Source organism: Streptomyces sp. NPDC025273, from assembly GCF_040638585.1.
Lineage (GTDB): Bacteria > Actinomycetota > Actinomycetes > Streptomycetales > Streptomycetaceae > Streptomyces > Streptomyces cinereorectus.
In genome coordinates this window covers 245254-261385 of record NZ_JBEZYP010000001.1, presented here as the reverse complement: position 1 = coordinate 261385, position 16132 = coordinate 245254, and the positions used below count along the sequence as shown (strand labels likewise).

At 70.4% G+C, this 16132-nt stretch carries 13 protein-coding genes and 1 tRNA gene; 5 read left to right on the top strand and 9 right to left on the bottom strand.

Going from position 1 to position 16132, the window contains the following annotated elements; translation table 11 throughout:
• Nucleotides 1-124: 124 nt before the first annotated feature.
• From AB0F38_RS01165 to AB0F38_RS01130, 8 genes are all read right to left on the bottom strand, one after another.
• Nucleotides 125-535: an SRPBCC family protein gene (locus AB0F38_RS01165; protein WP_361884880.1), complete on the bottom strand. Its 411-nt coding sequence runs from the start codon at nucleotides 533-535 to the stop codon at nucleotides 125-127.
• Nucleotides 536-784: 249 nt separating this feature from the next.
• The gene (locus tag AB0F38_RS01160) at nucleotides 785-1579 is read right to left on the bottom strand and encodes an AfsR/SARP family transcriptional regulator (RefSeq protein WP_361884878.1); all 795 of its coding nucleotides are present in this window, start codon (nucleotides 1577-1579) and stop codon (nucleotides 785-787) included.
• Nucleotides 1580-2549: 970 nt separating this feature from the next.
• Nucleotides 2550-3197: a ScbR family autoregulator-binding transcription factor gene (locus AB0F38_RS01155; protein ID WP_361884876.1), complete on the bottom strand. Its 648-nt coding sequence runs from the start codon at nucleotides 3195-3197 to the stop codon at nucleotides 2550-2552.
• 270 nt (nucleotides 3198-3467) lie between these two features.
• Nucleotides 3468-4310, bottom strand: coding sequence for an SDR family NAD(P)-dependent oxidoreductase (locus tag AB0F38_RS01150; protein ID WP_361884874.1), 843 nt, complete (start codon nucleotides 4308-4310; stop codon nucleotides 3468-3470).
• Complete coding sequence (locus tag AB0F38_RS01145) at nucleotides 4307-5122, bottom strand: alpha/beta fold hydrolase (RefSeq protein WP_361884872.1); 816 nt, start codon at nucleotides 5120-5122, stop codon at nucleotides 4307-4309. Before AB0F38_RS01145 ends, AB0F38_RS01150 begins: the two co-directional genes overlap by 4 nt.
• Entirely contained in the window at nucleotides 5119-6378 is a 1260-nt protein-coding gene (locus AB0F38_RS01140; protein ID WP_361884870.1) for an LLM class flavin-dependent oxidoreductase, read from the bottom strand. The genes AB0F38_RS01145 and AB0F38_RS01140 overlap by 4 nt, the downstream gene beginning before the upstream one ends.
• 43 nt (nucleotides 6379-6421) lie before the next feature.
• The gene (locus AB0F38_RS01135) at nucleotides 6422-6802 is read right to left on the bottom strand and encodes a hypothetical protein (RefSeq protein WP_361884868.1); all 381 of its coding nucleotides are present in this window, start codon (nucleotides 6800-6802) and stop codon (nucleotides 6422-6424) included.
• 74 nt (nucleotides 6803-6876) lie between these two features.
• A tRNA-Glu gene (locus AB0F38_RS01130) sits at nucleotides 6877-6961 on the bottom strand.
• A gap of 321 nt (nucleotides 6962-7282) precedes the next feature.
• Here AB0F38_RS01130 and AB0F38_RS01125 point away from each other — a divergent pair.
• Genes AB0F38_RS01125 through AB0F38_RS01105 form a run of 5 tightly spaced genes read left to right on the top strand, consistent with a single transcriptional unit; the run spans nucleotide 7283 to nucleotide 14182 of the window.
• Entirely contained in the window at nucleotides 7283-7504 is a 222-nt protein-coding gene (locus tag AB0F38_RS01125; RefSeq protein WP_361884866.1) for an acyl carrier protein, read from the top strand.
• Nucleotides 7491-11345, top strand: coding sequence for a beta-ketoacyl synthase N-terminal-like domain-containing protein (locus AB0F38_RS01120; protein ID WP_361884864.1), 3855 nt, complete (start codon nucleotides 7491-7493; stop codon nucleotides 11343-11345). The genes AB0F38_RS01125 and AB0F38_RS01120 overlap by 14 nt, the downstream gene beginning before the upstream one ends.
• The gene (locus tag AB0F38_RS01115; protein ID WP_361884862.1) at nucleotides 11342-12913 is read left to right on the top strand and encodes a long-chain-fatty-acid--CoA ligase; all 1572 of its coding nucleotides are present in this window, start codon (nucleotides 11342-11344) and stop codon (nucleotides 12911-12913) included. The genes AB0F38_RS01120 and AB0F38_RS01115 overlap by 4 nt, the downstream gene beginning before the upstream one ends.
• The gene (locus tag AB0F38_RS01110; protein WP_361884860.1) at nucleotides 12910-13686 is read left to right on the top strand and encodes an alpha/beta fold hydrolase; all 777 of its coding nucleotides are present in this window, start codon (nucleotides 12910-12912) and stop codon (nucleotides 13684-13686) included. Before AB0F38_RS01115 ends, AB0F38_RS01110 begins: the two co-directional genes overlap by 4 nt.
• A gap of 40 nt (nucleotides 13687-13726) precedes the next feature.
• Nucleotides 13727-14182 carry a nuclear transport factor 2 family protein gene (locus AB0F38_RS01105; RefSeq protein ID WP_361884858.1) on the top strand — a complete coding sequence of 152 codons (456 nt, stop codon included), beginning with the start codon at nucleotides 13727-13729 and terminating at the stop codon, nucleotides 14180-14182.
• Nucleotides 14183-14291: 109 nt separating this feature from the next.
• Here AB0F38_RS01105 and AB0F38_RS01100 read toward each other — a convergent pair whose 3' ends face one another.
• Nucleotides 14292-16079 carry an asparagine synthase-related protein gene (locus AB0F38_RS01100; RefSeq protein WP_361884856.1) on the bottom strand — a complete coding sequence of 596 codons (1788 nt, stop codon included), beginning with the start codon at nucleotides 16077-16079 and terminating at the stop codon, nucleotides 14292-14294.
• Between the last annotated feature and the right edge of the window lie 53 nt (nucleotides 16080-16132).

Sequence of the window (16132 nt, the reverse complement as noted above, 5' to 3'; positions counted from 1 at the left end):
CAAGGAGAGGTCCCCGTAGCGGCCCAACGGGATCCCGGCGTCAGCCAGGAGGAGCCTCACAGCTCACGCAGGTTCGAATCCTGCCCTCTCCGCTCCCTCACAGCGCCACCTGAGCCGGCTCGGCTCAGGTGGCCGCCAGTGTCTCGCGGATGACCAGGAGCCCCTGGTCCATCGTCGCGGCGAAGGCCTGGGCGATCTCATCCGGCAGCACGTCATGGATCCACACCAGGCGACTGCGGTGCTCCCCCTCGGCATGTACCTGGAATGACGCGTTGTCGTGCACGGGGCACATGGTGTCGCCGATGACGGCCCACACGATGCGGTGTGCCTCGTTGTCCCGGGAGATCAGCCGTTCGCGGGCCACCATTCCGTTCGCGAAGGTCACGACCCGCACGTCGGCAGCCGCCAGCTCCGTCCTGACCACGAAGTCGGGCGCCATGCGCGGCGGCCCCTCGGCGAAGTCCCCGATGACCGCCCAGACATCGTCGGCATTGGCCTCGATGGTGATCTCCCTGACGACGGAGGCCACGGTCACGCCACCCTGAGGGCAGGCCGGCGGGATACGAAGAAGCTCACAGGGACTCCGGGCTCGGGGGCGATCAGGGCGGCGCGTCACGCCCGCGCCGGACCGTTCGATCGTAGGATCGGCGGCGGACCCCTGCGTCCGCCGCCACCCGTTCGGAGCTGCATGATCACCCGTACGAGGGCCCCCGTCGCCCTGTGCCACGGTGGGGGGCGGCAGCCCCCGCTTCCAGCGGGCCGGTGGCCAACCGGCCGGCCACCGTCAGGTGCGCAGGCTCAGGGACCGCAGCGAGGCCGTCCGCTCCAGTAGGGCCTCGTCGTGCTCCAGGATGGCGCTCTCGTAGGAGTGCAGCATCGGTGAGGGTTCGACTCCCAGTTCCTCGTTGAGCCGGTGGCGGAACCGGCGGTAGGTCTGGAGGGCGTCGATCTGGCGGCCCGAGCGGTACAGGGCGATCATCAGCAGCCCGCAGAACTGCTCCTGCATCGGGTTCTGCGAGAGGGTCTCCGTGAGCTCAGGCACGATCCTCGCGTACTCACCGGACCTCAGTTCGATCTCGTAGAGGAGCTCCAGGGCGGACAGCCGGGCCTCCTCGTACTTGGAGGCCGCGGTGCGGCAGAGAGGCCCCCCGGCCACCCCGCCGAACACCGGACCGCGCCAGAGCCTGATGACCCGCCGCAATTCCGCGGCGCTGCGGGACGGGTCCGCTTCGGAGCTCGCACGGATGGTTCCGACCGAATCCAGGAAAACCTGGGCGTCGAGTTCACCTGGGTGGATATTGAACTGATATCCGGAAACAGTCGTACTGATTCGATCGGCTGCTCCACCGTCCACCCGGACCAGAGTTCGCCGAAGTCTGCTTATCTGAGCCTGCAAAGCATTGTTCATCTTGTTCGGCGGTGTCGTCCCCCATAATTCATCCGCCAGGGATTCCACCGTCAACAGCCTGCCCGCCGCTGCCATGAAAGAAGCGAACAACAACTGCTGCATGGCCCCCTTCGGCTGGGCGGCATGGTCGCCGGATTTTATTTCTGAGGGCCCAAGAATGAAGAAGTGCATAACCCCTCCGCGAAAGGCACGTTCGGTCATTTGAGAAGACGTCAGGGTGGTGACCATCGTGCCGGTTCAGGGCGCCTGCCGGGCCCGGGCACACGGGAGCTCACCGCTCCCCCGGGGTACGCGGACCGTGACGCCGGCAGCCGTCCGTGTGGTCATCACGGGCGGCGCTCCCCCACGTCACGTTCCCCCTCGCGACCTGCTCGTCTCCCCGTCACTGCGTAAGACGCCGGGCACTCCGAGAGCGTCTACGGGTCGGTCGTGGGCGCCCCCGGCCCCGCACTTCGGGTCGCGCCTTCGCATTTCCGCCGGGCGTCGTCGATCAGCACGAACGAGGGCCCGGAGCGGCCGCTTAAGAACGGATAGACGGATTCCCTGCCTCCGCTTGACTGCGGAGCAGACGTTCGGAGCATGCTTCCATCACCCTTTCGAAGGGAGGACGATGAGCTGGGGCCGACCTCGCGGCCGACTCCGGGTCCGACTTCAAAGGAAACCATTCAATCGGTTTCTTGTATAGGACTCATCGAAGATTCGTTCCCCGACCTCATGTAATACTCACGCAATACTCCACCGGCGCTGTTGCGCATGCGTATTGCACGGGGTTCGGGTGGCCGCGGCGGAGCCGCGTGAATCACTCATTTCATGACCGTCTCGGCGGCGAGCGGGTTCATCGGCCCGGCAGGAATGACCGAAATCGGCTGCAGGCGCGACCCGTGGCCCGCGTGTTCGAGGTTTCGAAGGGTGCTTCCGGCGCGGACGGCCGGTCCTGGGCCGCCGTCCGCGGCTCACCAGGTCGCCGGTCCGCTCCCGTCGGCGCTGCCACCGGATCGGGGACTGGCCGAGATGCATCGCTCCCGCCCTGCTCGTGCGCGGGCGCTCCGGCGCCCGGCCGCACGCCGGGCGCGTACCGCAGGCTCAGGGGCGCGCGTCCGGGGCCGTCGGAGCTCCCGGACCGCGCGCCCCGGGCCGGCCGTCAGACGGTCAGCCGCTCGGCCGCTTGAGTACCTTCGGCGACGAGCACGGGCTTGCTCGCCTCCGAGGCGAGGCGCGGGAGGATCAGGTACCAGAACCGGGTGATCGTGTCCCGCGAGCACCACTGCGTGTCGGTGGCGCCGTCGATCCGGCCCAGCATCTCCAGTCCCGCCACGGTCGCCGTGATCGCGCACACAGCGTCACCCAGCACGATGTCGGATGCCAGGTTCCCCTGCTTCCCGGCGTCGTTCAGCACCGTCTGCACCCAGGAGCGCCACTCCTGCCAGAGCTCGACGCGGCCCTTCCAGGTGGCATCGCTGCTGAGGCGCATCCCGGCCCGGAGAATCACGTCGTCCGCGACTCGCTGCGCCAGGAGGTGCGACGCGTCGATGACAATCTGCAAAGGGCTCGGGCGGCCGACGGAAGTGCTCTTCATAATGTCGTGCAGCATTTGCAGTGCGGCGGACTCCACTGCCTCACCTAATACCTGCTTGTTCCTGAAGTGAAAGTGCAGCGCACCTCCACTGACACCCGCCCGTGAACTGATCTCCGCAAGCGAGGAAGAGGCGAATCCGTCGTGTGTGAATATTTCTGCGGCCGAGACGATCAATAACTGTTTCGTCCGGACCGCTCGCTCCTGCATGGCCATCGGATCCTCCGGTGGAGAGGCTGATTGGTCCGCATAAAATAGCGGCAATTCAGGGTCCGAGGAACCGGACCGTACCGTCTGTGACGTTCCACGTGCATATATGGCCGAAAAATAATGTGCCCGATTTCCGGAATAGCGGCCGTCCTGCCCCGGGCTCGGTGACACGGCGGCGGGTACGCCACTGGCCCACCACCGGCGTACCGGTGGTGGGCCAGGCGAGGGAGACATGCGCGAGTTGCCCGCTCAGGGGCTGTTTCCGCTAGGGAACGATCACAGGTTCTCGGTCACCGCCGAGACCAGCTCGCCCCCCGGCGGCCGCAGCATGGCGGAGCCGCCGTAGAAGGAGGAGACCCCGCCGTCGATGACGACGGCCGCGCCGGTCATGAAGCGCGAGGCGTCGCTGGCCAGGTAGACGGCCAGGCCGACCAGGTCCTGCGGAGTGCCGAATCTACCGACGGGCACCACGTCCAGGAGGCGTCCCGACAACTCCTCGTCGGTGACGAGCACGTCGGTGAGATCCGTGTGGAGCCAACCCGCGGATATCGCGTTGACCCGCACACCCGAGTGCGCCCATTCGGCGGCGAGTGAATGGGTGAGTGCGGTGACGGCAGCCTTCGAGACGGCATACGGGGCGAAATTGGGGAGCCCCGATTCACCGACGATCGAGGACATGTTGATGATGGATCCCCGACCTCTCTCGATCATCGCACCGCCGACGATCCGGCACACCTGGAGAACCGATTCGAAATTGAGCCGCATTTCACGCTGCCACTGCTCCTGGGAGGTTTCCAGGAAAGGGCCCGCGCTGGTGATTCCGCCCGCGTTGTTCACCACGATGTCCAGCGGGCCCAGCTCGTCGGCGGCCCGCCGCACGCCGTCCTCCATCTGATCCGGCTCATGGACGTCGCAGGCGAGCACGAGTGCCCGCCGTCCCAGCTGCCGTACTTCCTCGGCGACCGCCTCCAGATTGTCGATGCCACGGGCGAGAAGGGCGACGTCGGCTCCGGCGGCGGCGTACTCCAGGGCGATCGCGCGGCCGATGCCGCGCGAGGCCCCCGTCACCAGAGCCGTCTTACCGCCCAGGCAGAACATGTGGTCGGTGCCCTGCGTCATCGCAGGAACTCCTCGATCCTGGCCACGGTCTCCTTGAACCGTTCCGCCTGGGGCAGGTGCCCGCTCCCGTCGATGATCGCGACCTCGCTGGTCTCGATCAGGCCGGCGAAGTCGTCCGCGTACGAGGCCGCGACGAGGCGGTCCTCCCGGCCCCAGACGATCAGGGTCCGGGCCCGGACGCGGTGCAGGCGCGCTCCGAGGCCCCGGTCCGGGATCGGCCAGAGGTACTTGCCGGTGCTGCCGAGCGCCCAGACCATGCCGGCGGCGGCCTCGACGGCGGCCTCCGGGTCGGCCGGGAAGGCAAGGGCGGCCTGGGCGACCTCTCCGGCCGGGTCGTGGAAGAGCAGGCCGGGCACCTCCGACTGCGCGGCGGCCGCCAGGGAGGCGACGGGGGCGTCCTCCCGCCACAGGCCGAGCGGCGCGATCAGCACCAGGCGGTCGGCCAGCACCGGGAAGTGCGCGGCGAGTTCGGCACCGAGCATGCCACCGAAGTCGTGCCCGACGACCACGAGCGGGCCGTCGGCGACGAGGGTCCGCACCAGCTCCTCGTAGGCGAGGACGATGTCGGAGAGCTGGTCGATGGTGTGTACGGCGTCGACGTCCGCCGGGCTGGTGCCGGGGAACTCCGGGGCGTACACGGTGTGGTTCTCGGCGAGCCGGGACAGGAACGGGTCCCAGACCAGTCCCATGGCCCCGTGCAGATACAGGAGCGCCGGGCCCGCGCCCGCGACCTTGACCCGCAGGGTGAGCTTCCCGCCCCAGACCTCGGCCGTCTCCTCGCGGAAGGGCAGCTGCCCGGTTTCCGTCGTCACGATGCCTGCACCTCGACCTTCCGCGTAGTGGAACGGGGCGAGCCGCCCAGCCTCTCCGGCCACCAGTGGTGGCTGAATCCCTCGTCCTGCCATATCTTGCGCAGATGCGGCAGCACCTCGGCGGCGAACAGATTCACGTTCTTCTCCACCAGTTCCTTCGGCATCGAGCCGAATCCGAGCATCGCGTGGAGGTTTCCGATGCCGTAGGTCCGGCAGTATTCGACGAGCTGGTCGCGTACGGTTTCCGGGCTGCCCGCGATGACCGTGCCGGCCTCCGCGAGTTCCGCAAAGGTCGACGTACGCATCTTGCTGTACATGCCGAAGTCGGCCGGATCCCTGAGAAGGGCCTTGACGCCGTGGATGTTGATTCCACCGGGCAGGCTCAGCTTTTCCATGGGGATAGCGCCGAGGCCCTTACGGTAGGTATATTCCACGTGCTTTCCGTAGTCCTTCTCGGCCTGCGCGTCGGTCTCGCTCACCGCGATGGTCTGGAGGAATCCCACGCGGTACGGGTTGCGTTCCAGACCGAGCTCGTCCGCGATTTCCCAGAAGCGGTCGAAGATGCGCTTGCCGGTGAGCTTCGCCCCGGCGAAACCGAAGTAGTTGAAGCCGAAGTCCCGCTCCAGGGTGAGCCGCATGGTGCGCGGGTTGCCGATGCCGGTGACCCAGACCGGCGGGCGCTCCTGGAGTGGCCGCGGCCAGATGTTGACCTGGGGGTACTGGTGGTAGCGCCCGTTCCAGGGGAACGGCTCGCGGTCGCCCCAGGCGCGCAGGACCAGTTCGAGGTTCTCCTCGAACCGGCCCCTGACCTCCACCGGAGGCACCCCGTTGTTGATGCTGGCGTCGTAGCTCAGGCCGACGGGGAAGCCCGAGACGAGCCGGCCGCCGCTGATGACGTCGATCATGGCCTGTTCCTCGGCCACCCGCACGGGCTCCCGCGACTTCCCCAGCGAGCGCCCCATCGGGAAGATCGCCACGTCGAGCCCCTCGGCCTCGGTGGCGTAGGCGAGGGCGGCGGCCACGAGGTCCGGGTTCGGCATGAGGTCGTACGAGCTCTGGCCGTGCTCGGTCAGAGCGATGCCGTCGAGTCCGGCCCGTGCGCCGATCATGAGTTCGTCGATGTGGTCCCGCATCGACGTGTAGACGCCCTCCGGGGTCGTCAGCCCGTACGGCGTCGAACACACCGAATCGTGATGCTGCTCGAAGTCCGGTGACAGGAACCTGTACGGCGCCTGCTCGAACATGGTGACCTTCATCTACCCTCCAACGACTTCACACACGTGCACGACGGGCCGGACCTCACAGCTGGGCGACGAGGACGATCGATTCGCCGACGCTCCGGGTGGAATGTCCCTTGCCCGTGGTGTCCTCGACCAGGACGCTCCCGCCGGGGAGGAAGCGCCGCTTCTCGCCGTCGCTGACCCCGACCTCCAGCTCGCCCTGGACGAGCGTCATGATCTGGCGCCGGGGGGCGGGGTGGAGGTCGCCGAAGTAGCCGTCGGGCAGCAGCAGGTAGACGCTCGCCTTGGCCTCCGCCGGGCTGGACATGAACATCGCGGGGGCCGGCGGCGCGAAGTTCTTCTCCGTCACCTCGACCTTCTCCTCGGCGAAGTGGGTCTCCCCCGCCTCGTCCGTGAACATCCGCGTGACGACGATCGTGCGGGTCGCGTCGGCCGACATATGTTTCTCCTTCTGAGAGTCACCAATGACGCCACAATGCGCTGGTGGGCCGAGAATTCGGCCCACCAGCGTTGCGGAGAGGGCAGGATTCGAACCTGCGAGGGCAGAGCCCTTCCGCTCCGAGAAGCGGATCCGTTAGGCCACTACGGCTACCTCTCCCGACGGAACCGGCCTGCTGCCGCGTTCCGTTGGTGCTTCGAAAACTATGGCACGCACCACTGACGCCGCACTGATGCGCTTCTGATGCCGACCCCCGGGAGCCGGCGGCTCTTTCGTCAGTGCCTTATCAGCCGCATGTCACCGTGTTCTGCTTCAATCTGAATCCGTACCGGCACCTCGCCAGCGACCCGTATCAGAAATGGGTAGAGGCTGATGACAGATTCTTTCGCGGCTCCGCCGAATATTCGAGAGCTACCTAAATCTGAGCGACCCGAGGCCCTTGAGGAAATCGTCGTTCAGGAGTTCAAGGACACGCTTCTCATGACCGCCGACGAAGAGTTCCCCATGTCCGAGAGCTTCTTCGACATGGGCTTCACCTCGCTGCGCGTCACCGAGGCCAAGGAACGCCTGGAGCAACGCCTGGGATGCTCGATCAGTTCGACCGTCCTGTTCAACAACCCGACGGCCGAGCAGCTCGTGGAGTACCTGATGAGCGATCTGCTCGCCGACCTCTTCGCGGAGAGTTCCGATGCGGGTGCCTGAATCGCCGGGTACGGACCGGGACAGCGGCGCGATCGCCGTCGTCGGTATGGGCCTGCGCTTTCCCAGGGGCAACGACACGCCCGCCCGGTTCGACGCCTTCCTGCGCGCCGGGTCCAGCGGGATATCGCCGCTGCCGCGCGACCGGTGGGACGTGGACGCGTTCACCTCCGAGGATCCCGAGGCGCGGGGTGCGATCCGTACGGCGGGGGGCGGATTCCTCGACCGGATCGACGAGTTCGACCCGCGGTTCTTCAACATCGCGCCCAAGCAGGCGCCGTACATCGACCCCCAGCAGCGGCTGCTCCTGCAGACCGCGTGGGAGGCCCTGGAGGACGCGGGCATCGATCCGACCCTGGTGTCCGACGGTGGCGTCTACGTGGGGGCCACCCCCTTCGACCAGGCACTGGAGCTGGACTCGGTGCCGTACGACAAGCTGGACGGGACGCTGGCCACCGGGATGGGGGCCTATCCGATGTCCGGCCGGCTGTCGTACTTCCTGCGCTGGCACGGGCCGAGCCTCACCACGGACACCGCGTGCGCGTCCACGCTGACGGCCCTGCACATGGCGGTCGCCGGGCTGCGGGGCGGCGAGTGCTCGGTGGCCCTGTGCGGCGGGGTCAACGCGCTGCACCACCCGAAGATCTTCGCGATCCTCTCGCAGGGGCAGATGCTGGCGGCCGACGGGCACTGCAAGACCTTCGACGAGTCCGCTGACGGGTACGCGCGGGCCGAGGGCTGCGGGGTGCTCGTACTGAAGCGGCTGTCGGACGCCCGGCGGGACGGCGACCGTGTGCTGGCGCTGGTGCGTTCCACCGCGATCGGCCACAACGGCGAGAGCGCCGGGCTGACCGCCCCCAACGGGACGTCGCAGGAAGGCGTGATGCGCCGGGCGCTGGCGGCCGCCGGGCTGGAGCCGGGTGACATCCAGTACGTCGAGGCGCACGGCACCGGCACCCCGCTGGGCGACCCGATCGAGATGGGCTCGATCAACGGGGTGTTCGGCGCCGCCCACCGGGACGGGGAGCCGCTGACGGTCGGCTCGGTGAAGTCGAACCTCGGACACATGGAACCGGTCGCCGGGCTCGGCGGGATCATCAAGGTGATCCTCCAGATGCGCGCGGGCGTGATCTATCCGCATCTGTACGAGACACCGTCGGGGCGCATCCCCTGGGACACCTATCCGGTGGTCGTGCCGACGGAGTGCGTGGAGTGGAAGGCACCGGTCCGCCGAGCGGTGGTCAACAGCTTCGGTGTGGCGGGCGCCATCGGTGTCGCCGTCCTGGAGGAGGCCCCGGCGCACGCCGGTACGCCCTCCGCCACGGACAGGGTGGCCGCCGGTCCCCAGGTGCTGACGCTGTCGGCGAAGAGCCGCCCGGCACTGGCCCGCCAGGTCGAGCGGCTGCGGGAGTTCCTGGCCGAGCACCCCGAGACGCCTGCGGCCGACCTGTGCCGGACGCGCAACACGGGCCGTGCCCACTTCCCGCACCGCGTCGCCGGAGTCGTACGGGACAGCGGCGAGGCCGCGGCGCTGCTGGAGCGCGCGGCGCGCAAGCTGGCCGAGGACGCGCACCCGGCGAGCGACCTGCGCAAGGCGGCGTTCCTGTTCACCGGGTCGGGCTCGCAGTACGTCGGCATGGGCGCGCCGCTCTACCGCCGGTTCCCGGTCTTCCGTGAGCAGGTCGACGCCTGCGACGAGATCTTCGTCGGGCATCTCGGCCGGTCCGTGCGGGACGTGATGCTGGGCACCGCCCCGGACGCCGAGGAGCGGCTCGCCGAGACGGTCTACGTCCACGCTTCGCTGTTCCTGCTGGAGTACGCGCTGGCCGGGCTGTGGCGGTCCTGGGGCATCCGGCCGCACGTGGTCGCGGGTCACAGTGTCGGCGAGGTCGTCGCGGCGACGGTCGCGGGGCTGTTCACCCTGGGCGACGGGGTGGCGTTCCTGGTGGCCCGGGCCCGGCTGATCCAGTCGGTCTCGGCGCCGGGCGGCATGGCGGCCGTGGCCGCGCCCGTGGACGAGGTCCTGCCCCTGCTGGCCCAGGTGCCCGACCTGAGCGTCTGCGCGGTGAACTCGCCGCAGCAGTGCGTGATCTCGGGTGGCACACGATCGCTGGCCGAGGTGGGTGAGGCCCTGCGCGCGCGAGGAGTGCGGGTCACCCCGCTGCGGGTCTCCTCGGCGTTCCACTCGCCGCTGATGGACGAGATCCTGGGCCCGCTGCGCGAGGTGCTGGCCGGGGTGAGGTTCCGCGAGCCGTCCCTGCCGCTGGTCTCGTGCCTGACGGGCGCGGTCGCGACCCGGGGGGAGCTGGCGGACCCGGAGTACTGGGTGCGCCATGTCCGCGAGACGGTCGACTTCGCCGGTGCCATGGGCACGCTGGCGGGCCGGGGGCGCCATGTGTTCCTGGAGATCGGTCCGTCGGCGGCGCTCGGACCGCTGGGCCGGCGCTGCGTGCCCCCGGACCGGCACCGCTGGCTGACCAGCCTGCGCCCCTCGGACGACGAGGGCGCCACGATCCACCAGGCGCTGGCCGACGCGTACGGCGCCGGGCTGAGCGTCGACTGGGCCGCCGTGCACGCCTCCGGGCCGGGCCGGCGCGTCGCGCTGCCGACGTACGCCTTCGAGCGCACCCGCTACTGGCTGCCCGACCAGGTCGGCCGGCACGGGCTGGGCGGGGGCACGGCGACGCATCCGCTGCTGGGCACGGAGGTCCCCCGGGACGACGGAGTACGGGAGTTCGCCACCCGGGTCGGGGCCCGGACGCCCGCCTACTTCGCCGACCACACCTCGCGCGGGCGGCCGTTCGTGGCCGCGGGCGCCTATGTGGAAGCGGTGCTCGCCCTGATGGACGCGGTGCACGGCAGCACCGCCCGGCCGGTCGGGAAGCTGCGCTTCCACGAGGCGCTCTTCCTCGGGGACCGGCCGGTCGAGCTGCGCACCCGGCTGACCGGCGACAGCACTGTGGAGATCGTCAGCCGGGCGGCCGACGGCGGCCCGGAGCGGCTGCACGCCACCGCCGTGATCGAGCCGCCCGTGCGGGACGGGTCCCCCGACGACGCCTTCGTCCGGCGGCTGAGCGACGAGGCGGAGCGAGGCGGGCAGCCGGTGCGGCGCCTGGAGTCCGACGAGGTCCGGGCGGCGTACGCGGCGGCCGGGCTGGACTACGGCCCGCAGTTCTCCCGGGTGGGGTGGGTCGAGCGCTTCGGCGAGGACATCGCCCTCAGCGAGGTGGACGGCCGGGACGTCCCGGCGGCTGACCACATGCCGCCGCCGCTGCTGGACGCGGCCACCCAGGGCCTGGCGGCCCTGGCCGACGACGGCTCGGCGTACATGGCCGTCGGCATGGCACGCGTGCGGGTGTTCAAGAAGCCCCGCGCACCGCGCCTGCGGGCGGTGCTGCGCCGGCGCCCGGCCGAGGACGCCGACACGGCGTTCCTGGTCGACGCCCTGCTGCTGGAAGGCGGGGAACCGGTGCTGACGATCACGGGCATGGCCTTCCGGCGGCTGGCTCCCGCCCCGGGGGACCGGGGCGCGGGACGGCCCGCGGCCGGGCGCCCGCCCGGTACGGCGGGCGGGACCGGGCAGGGGGCCGAGCGGCAGGGCACCACGGCCGCGCTGGTCCGGGCGGAGGTGGCCAGGCTGCTGCGGCTGGAGGACCCGGGGGACATCGGCTCGGACACCGCCTTCCTGGATCTCGGCATGGACTCCTTGACGGCGGCCGAGCTGAGAAGCGTGCTGGAGGCCGGACTCGGGCTGTCGCTGCCCGCGTCGGTCGTCTTCGACCACCCCTCCATCGAGCAGCTCGTGGAGTTTCTGGAAGAGCGAAAGGTCAAGGAGGGGACATGAGCGATCCCATGGAACAGACGGTCACCGCGAGGTCGGCCCTGCACGCGCGGCAGCGCCCCGACGTCGTCGCCCTGGTCGCCGAGGAACGCGAGGTGACGTACGCCGAGCTGCACCGGGAGAGCAACCGCACCGCGCACGCCCTGCTGGGCGCCGGGCTGGCGCCGGGTGCCCGGGTGGCCTACCTGGGCAAGGAGTCCGAGCACTACTACGAGCTGGCCATCGCCTGCGCGAAGAGCAGGACCGTGCTCGTACCGGTGAACTGGCGGCTGATCAAGGCCGAGGTGGACCACATCCTGCGGGACTCGCAAGCCGAGATCATCTTCGTGGAGGCTGAGTTCCTCAAGGTCCTGGAGCGGATGCGGGCGCAGCTGCCCCTGCTGCGGACGGTGGTCGAGATGGATTCCGCGGACGGACGGGCCGCCGGGTTCCTCGCCTGGAAGGCGGGGCTGCCGGAGACCGACCCGGGCCTGCCCGCGGACCCCGAGGAACCGATCGCCCAGATGTACACGAGCGGCACCACCGGCCTGCCCAAGGGGGTGGTCCTCCCCCACCGGTCGTTCTTCACGTTCATCGAGAACATGCGCGAGCACGGGGCGGACTGGATCGACTGGCTGCCCGAGGACCGCAGTCTCACCTGCTTCCCGGGGCTCCACGCGGGCGGGTACGCGTGGTTCCTGCACTGTTTCAACGTCGGGGCGACCAGTGTCGTCATGCGGATGTTCGTGGCCGAGGACGCGGTGCGGCTGATCCGCGAGCAGAAGGTGACGACCGTCTGGGCGGCGCCGGCGATGCTGCGGCTCATCCTGGACGAGCCCGCGGCGAGCCCCGAGGGCTTCGCCTCGCTGCGCAAGATCGTCTACGGCGGTTCCCCCATCGACTACGAGCTCCTGGTGCGCTGCATCAAGGAGTTCGGCGGGTGCGAGCTGGCGCAGGCGTACGCGGCGGCCGAGACCGGCAGCTTCGTGACCTGTCTGACGTCCGCCGAGCACGTCCCCGGCAACCCGGTGCTCACCTCCGCGGGCCGGGTCTGCCCCGGCAACGAGGTGAAGATCATCGACGACGAGGGCAACACGCTGCCGCCCGGCTCGACGGGCCGGATCTGCCTGCGCAGCCCCGCCCGGTTCGCCGGCTACTGGCAGCAGCCGGAAGCCACCGAGAAGATGATGGTCGGCGAATGGCTGCACATGGGCGACGCGGGCTATCTCGACAAGAACGGCTATCTGTACCTGCGCGACCGGATCAACGACACGATCATCGTCGCCGGGCAGAACATCTACCCCGTCGAGATCGAGAACGCGATCCGGGAGCACCCCGACGTGATGGACGTCGCCGTCTTCGGCGTCTCCGACCCGCGCTGGGGCGAGGCGGTACGCGCCGCCGTGGTGCGCCGGCCGGGCCAGGAGACGCCCACCGAGCGGGAGCTGATGGTGTTCCTGCGCGGCCGGATCGCCGACTACAAGATCCCGAACGGCTACGTGTTCCTGGACACCCTCCCACGCAACCCCACGGGCAAGGTGCTGCGCAGGGTGCTCAAGGAGCGGTACGCCCCGTCGGCCGCACAGCGGTGACCGCGCGCCCCCCGGCTCCGTCGGAAACGGCGGGATGGCTCCGCCCGGCGGAACCGTCGCCCGACGCCGAGGCGACCGTCTTCCTCTTCCACTACAGCGGGGGCGGCGTCTCGATGTACAGCCGGTGGCCGGCCCTGCTGCCGCCGAGCGTCGACTGCCGGCGCGTCCAGCTGCCGGGCCGTCAGGACCGGGTGTCCGAGCCGCCGTTCACCGAACTCGATCCGCTCGTGGAGGCGTTGTGCGAGGTGCTGGCCAAGGAGCAGGACGGCCGGCCCTACGCCCTCTTCGGGCACTCGATGGGGGCGATGCTCGCCTACCGGGTCGCCGTCGCGATGGCCCGGCGGGGGTACGAACGCCCCGCGCTGCTCGGGGTGTCGGGGTGGGCTCCGCAGGGTTTCCGGACGATCAGCCGCAAGGCCGCCCACGAGACGGACGAGGCGGTCGTCCAGCTGCTGCGCGAGCTCGGTTCCGTACCGGCCGAGGCGTTCGACGGGAACCGGCTCTCCCCGCTCATGCTCGCCCCGATGCGGGCCGATCTCGCCGTGTGCGCGGATTTCAGGGACGACGGGGCCTCGGTCGACTGCCCGCTGGTCGCCTACACCGGGCGCGAGGACCCGTATCTGGCGCCCGGTGCCATGCAGTCCTGGCGCGCGCGCAGCGCCGACTTCCTCGGCATCCGGGAGTTCCCCGGCGGCCACTTCTTCATCCATGACCAGGGTCCCGGTATCGCCACGGATCTGGCTCAGACGCTGATCCGGCTCCGTGCGAGCTGACGGACCCGACCGTTCCGGTAGTAACCACCAGGAGGAAACGATGTCCGAGCGCACCCCCAACCAGCTCGCGGAGCAGTACATCGCGCTGTGGAACGAGACCGACACGGACCGGCGGCGGGAAGGCGTCGAGAAGCTGTACGCACCGGACGCCGTCTACATCATGTACCGGCGCGACCCGTTCGTGGGCCTCGACGTGATCACCGAGCAGATCATCTACACCCAGGGGATCTACTTCCCCCTCGGCTACCACTTCAAGTCCTCGTACAACGCCATGGGCCACCACAACCTCGTGCGGTTCAACTGGGTCATGGTCTCCAACGAGACCAAGGAGATACAGATGGCGGGCCAGAACACCGTCGTGCTCACCGAGGACGGCCTGATCCAGGCCGACTACCAGTTCCACGAGAAGATCCCCACGGCCTTCGTCTACAACGACGGCTTCGACGAGACGGGCCGGGTGACGCGTCCCGCGAAGCCCACCCTGGTCGGTAACTGAGCCGGTCCCGGCGGCCGGGAGCATCCCGGCCCGGCCCCCGGGACCCCCAGACACGAGCCGGCGCCCGGAGACGAAGTGTCTCCGGGCGCCGGCTGCCGTGCGGTACGGGTCAGGCCGCCAGGGCGGGTTCGGCGGGCAGCAGGACGAGGGGTTCGGCGGAGCCGATGACGCGCAGTTCCTGGCTCCACAGCTCGTGCACCAGCAGGGCCCACACGGCGCTCGCGCCCTCGGGGGTGGAGGCGCGCACCTGGTCGGCCAGGAGCCGCCGCACCGCCGCCGGGTCCAGCCGGCCGTCGTACGGCTGCTCCGAGGAGAGGGTGTCGTAGGCCAGCTGCAGCAGCGGGGTGCCGGGGGCGAGCAGCATCTGTGCGGGCGTGAGCCCTTCCGGCCGCGGATCCGGCCGCGGTCCCGCCGGCCCGGCGGGGGCGTCCCCGGTGCGGATACGCCGGGCGTACGCCAGCACCCCGGAGCGCAGATACGGCATGCGGGCCTCCACGGCCCAGGCGGCGCTGAGGTGGTCGACCGGGCGCAGCCGGTGGGCGGGCAGCCGGTAGCGGGTCTCGAAGTCGGCGAGCGTCTCGGGGCGTCCGCCGACGGTGGCCCGCAGGGAGGCGGCGAGCCGGTCGGCCTCGGAGCCCTGGGCGCGCAGATGGGCCCGGTAGTCCTGCGCGTACAGGCTTTCGCGCAGCCACCTCGGTACGGCCGCGACGGCGTCCACGTACGGGGCGACCCAGTCGTGGCCGCGCGGGCCCTGTTCGGCGCGGCCGAAGCGCGGCTGGCCGGCGAAGATCTCCCTGCCGCCCTCGCCGGACAGGGCGACGGTGAACCCGGCTCCGCGCACCTCCCGGAACAGGGCGTACATGCTGAGGGCGGCCGGGTCGGCGTTGGGCTGGCCCAGGTGCCAGACCGTGCGGGGCAGCAGATCGGCCAGCTCGACGCCGCCGAGGGCGATCTCGTGGTGTGTGGTGCCGCTGCGGCGGGCCGCGGCGCGGGCCGAGCCCTGCCGGGCGCCCGGCCTGCGGCCGCGGTAGGAGACGTGGAAGGTGTGCAGGGGCGGCGCCCCCGTCTCCCTCAGCTGCCGGGCCGCCAGCGCGGTGACCAGCTGGGAGTCGGTGCCCTCGGTCATGACGGCGCAGACCGGGGCGTCCGTCTGGGTCAGCCGCACGATCTCGCGCTGGAGCGGGGTGGCGCCGTCCGGCCCGTCGGGGTGCGGCGCGGGCTCGGGGGCGCGCTCGGCACGGCGGCGCACGACGAGTCCGTGGCGGCCGGTGGCCGACGCGGTGGTGGCGGGCGGCAGGACCCGGATGCCTTCGAGGAGCGTCCGGTTGCCGAGGCAGGCGCCGTTGGTGAGGTACTCGTCGAGACCCGCGTCGCGCCGCTCGGCGGGGACCTGGGAGAAGGCGAGCAGTGCGGACAGCTCGGAGGCGAAGCGCACGGCCCCCGACGGTGCCGTGTGGCAGTACAGGGTCTTCATGCCGTGCTCGTCCGTGGCGAGGACGAGGGAGGGCTCGGTCCGCAGGTCGATCACGGCGACCGCGAACATGCCGTCCAGGTGCCGGGCGAAGCCCAGCCCGTACTCGGCGTACAGGGCGGGCAGCAGGGAGCTGTCGGAGCGGTCGGGGAAGACGTACCCGCGGGCCCGCAGGCGGCGGCGGAGTTCACGGTGGTTGTACAGCTCGCCGTCGAGAGCGGCGACGACGCCCGGGACCTGCGGCGACCGGTACGGCTGTCCTCCGTGGGCCGTCTCCGTCACGGCGAGCCGGTTGCACCCCAGCGACCAGCCGGGCCCCCGCAGCACCCCCCGTCCGTCACGCCCCCCGTGGGCCTGGCGGCTGGCGGCGGCGGCCAGTTCCGCGCTCGTCACCTCGCCGGCGAGTGAACCGAACAGTCGGGACACGGACAACACCCCCAGAACGGTCCGCCGCCGATGAGGGGTGCCGCACCGTGCCC

What these genes read in the sequence shown, in the direction of transcription:
- AB0F38_RS01105 (WP_361884858.1), top strand. Translation starts at nt 13,727, where the DNA reads ATGTCCGAGCGCACCCCCAACCAGCTCGCGGAGCAGTACATCGCGCTG.
- AB0F38_RS01115 (WP_361884862.1), top strand. Translation starts at nt 11,342, where the DNA reads ATGAGCGATCCCATGGAACAGACGGTCACCGCGAGGTCGGCCCTGCAC.
- AB0F38_RS01135 (WP_361884868.1), bottom strand. Translation starts at nt 6,802, where the DNA reads ATGTCGGCCGACGCGACCCGCACGATCGTCGTCACGCGGATGTTCACG.
- AB0F38_RS01160 (WP_361884878.1), bottom strand. Translation starts at nt 1,579, where the DNA reads ATGCACTTCTTCATTCTTGGGCCCTCAGAAATAAAATCCGGCGACCAT.
- AB0F38_RS01155 (WP_361884876.1), bottom strand. Translation starts at nt 3,197, where the DNA reads ATGGCCATGCAGGAGCGAGCGGTCCGGACGAAACAGTTATTGATCGTC.
- AB0F38_RS01120 (WP_361884864.1), top strand. Translation starts at nt 7,491, where the DNA reads ATGCGGGTGCCTGAATCGCCGGGTACGGACCGGGACAGCGGCGCGATC.
- AB0F38_RS01150 (WP_361884874.1), bottom strand. Translation starts at nt 4,310, where the DNA reads ATGACGCAGGGCACCGACCACATGTTCTGCCTGGGCGGTAAGACGGCT.
- AB0F38_RS01125 (WP_361884866.1), top strand. Translation starts at nt 7,283, where the DNA reads ATGACCGCCGACGAAGAGTTCCCCATGTCCGAGAGCTTCTTCGACATG.
- AB0F38_RS01140 (WP_361884870.1), bottom strand. Translation starts at nt 6,378, where the DNA reads ATGAAGGTCACCATGTTCGAGCAGGCGCCGTACAGGTTCCTGTCACCG.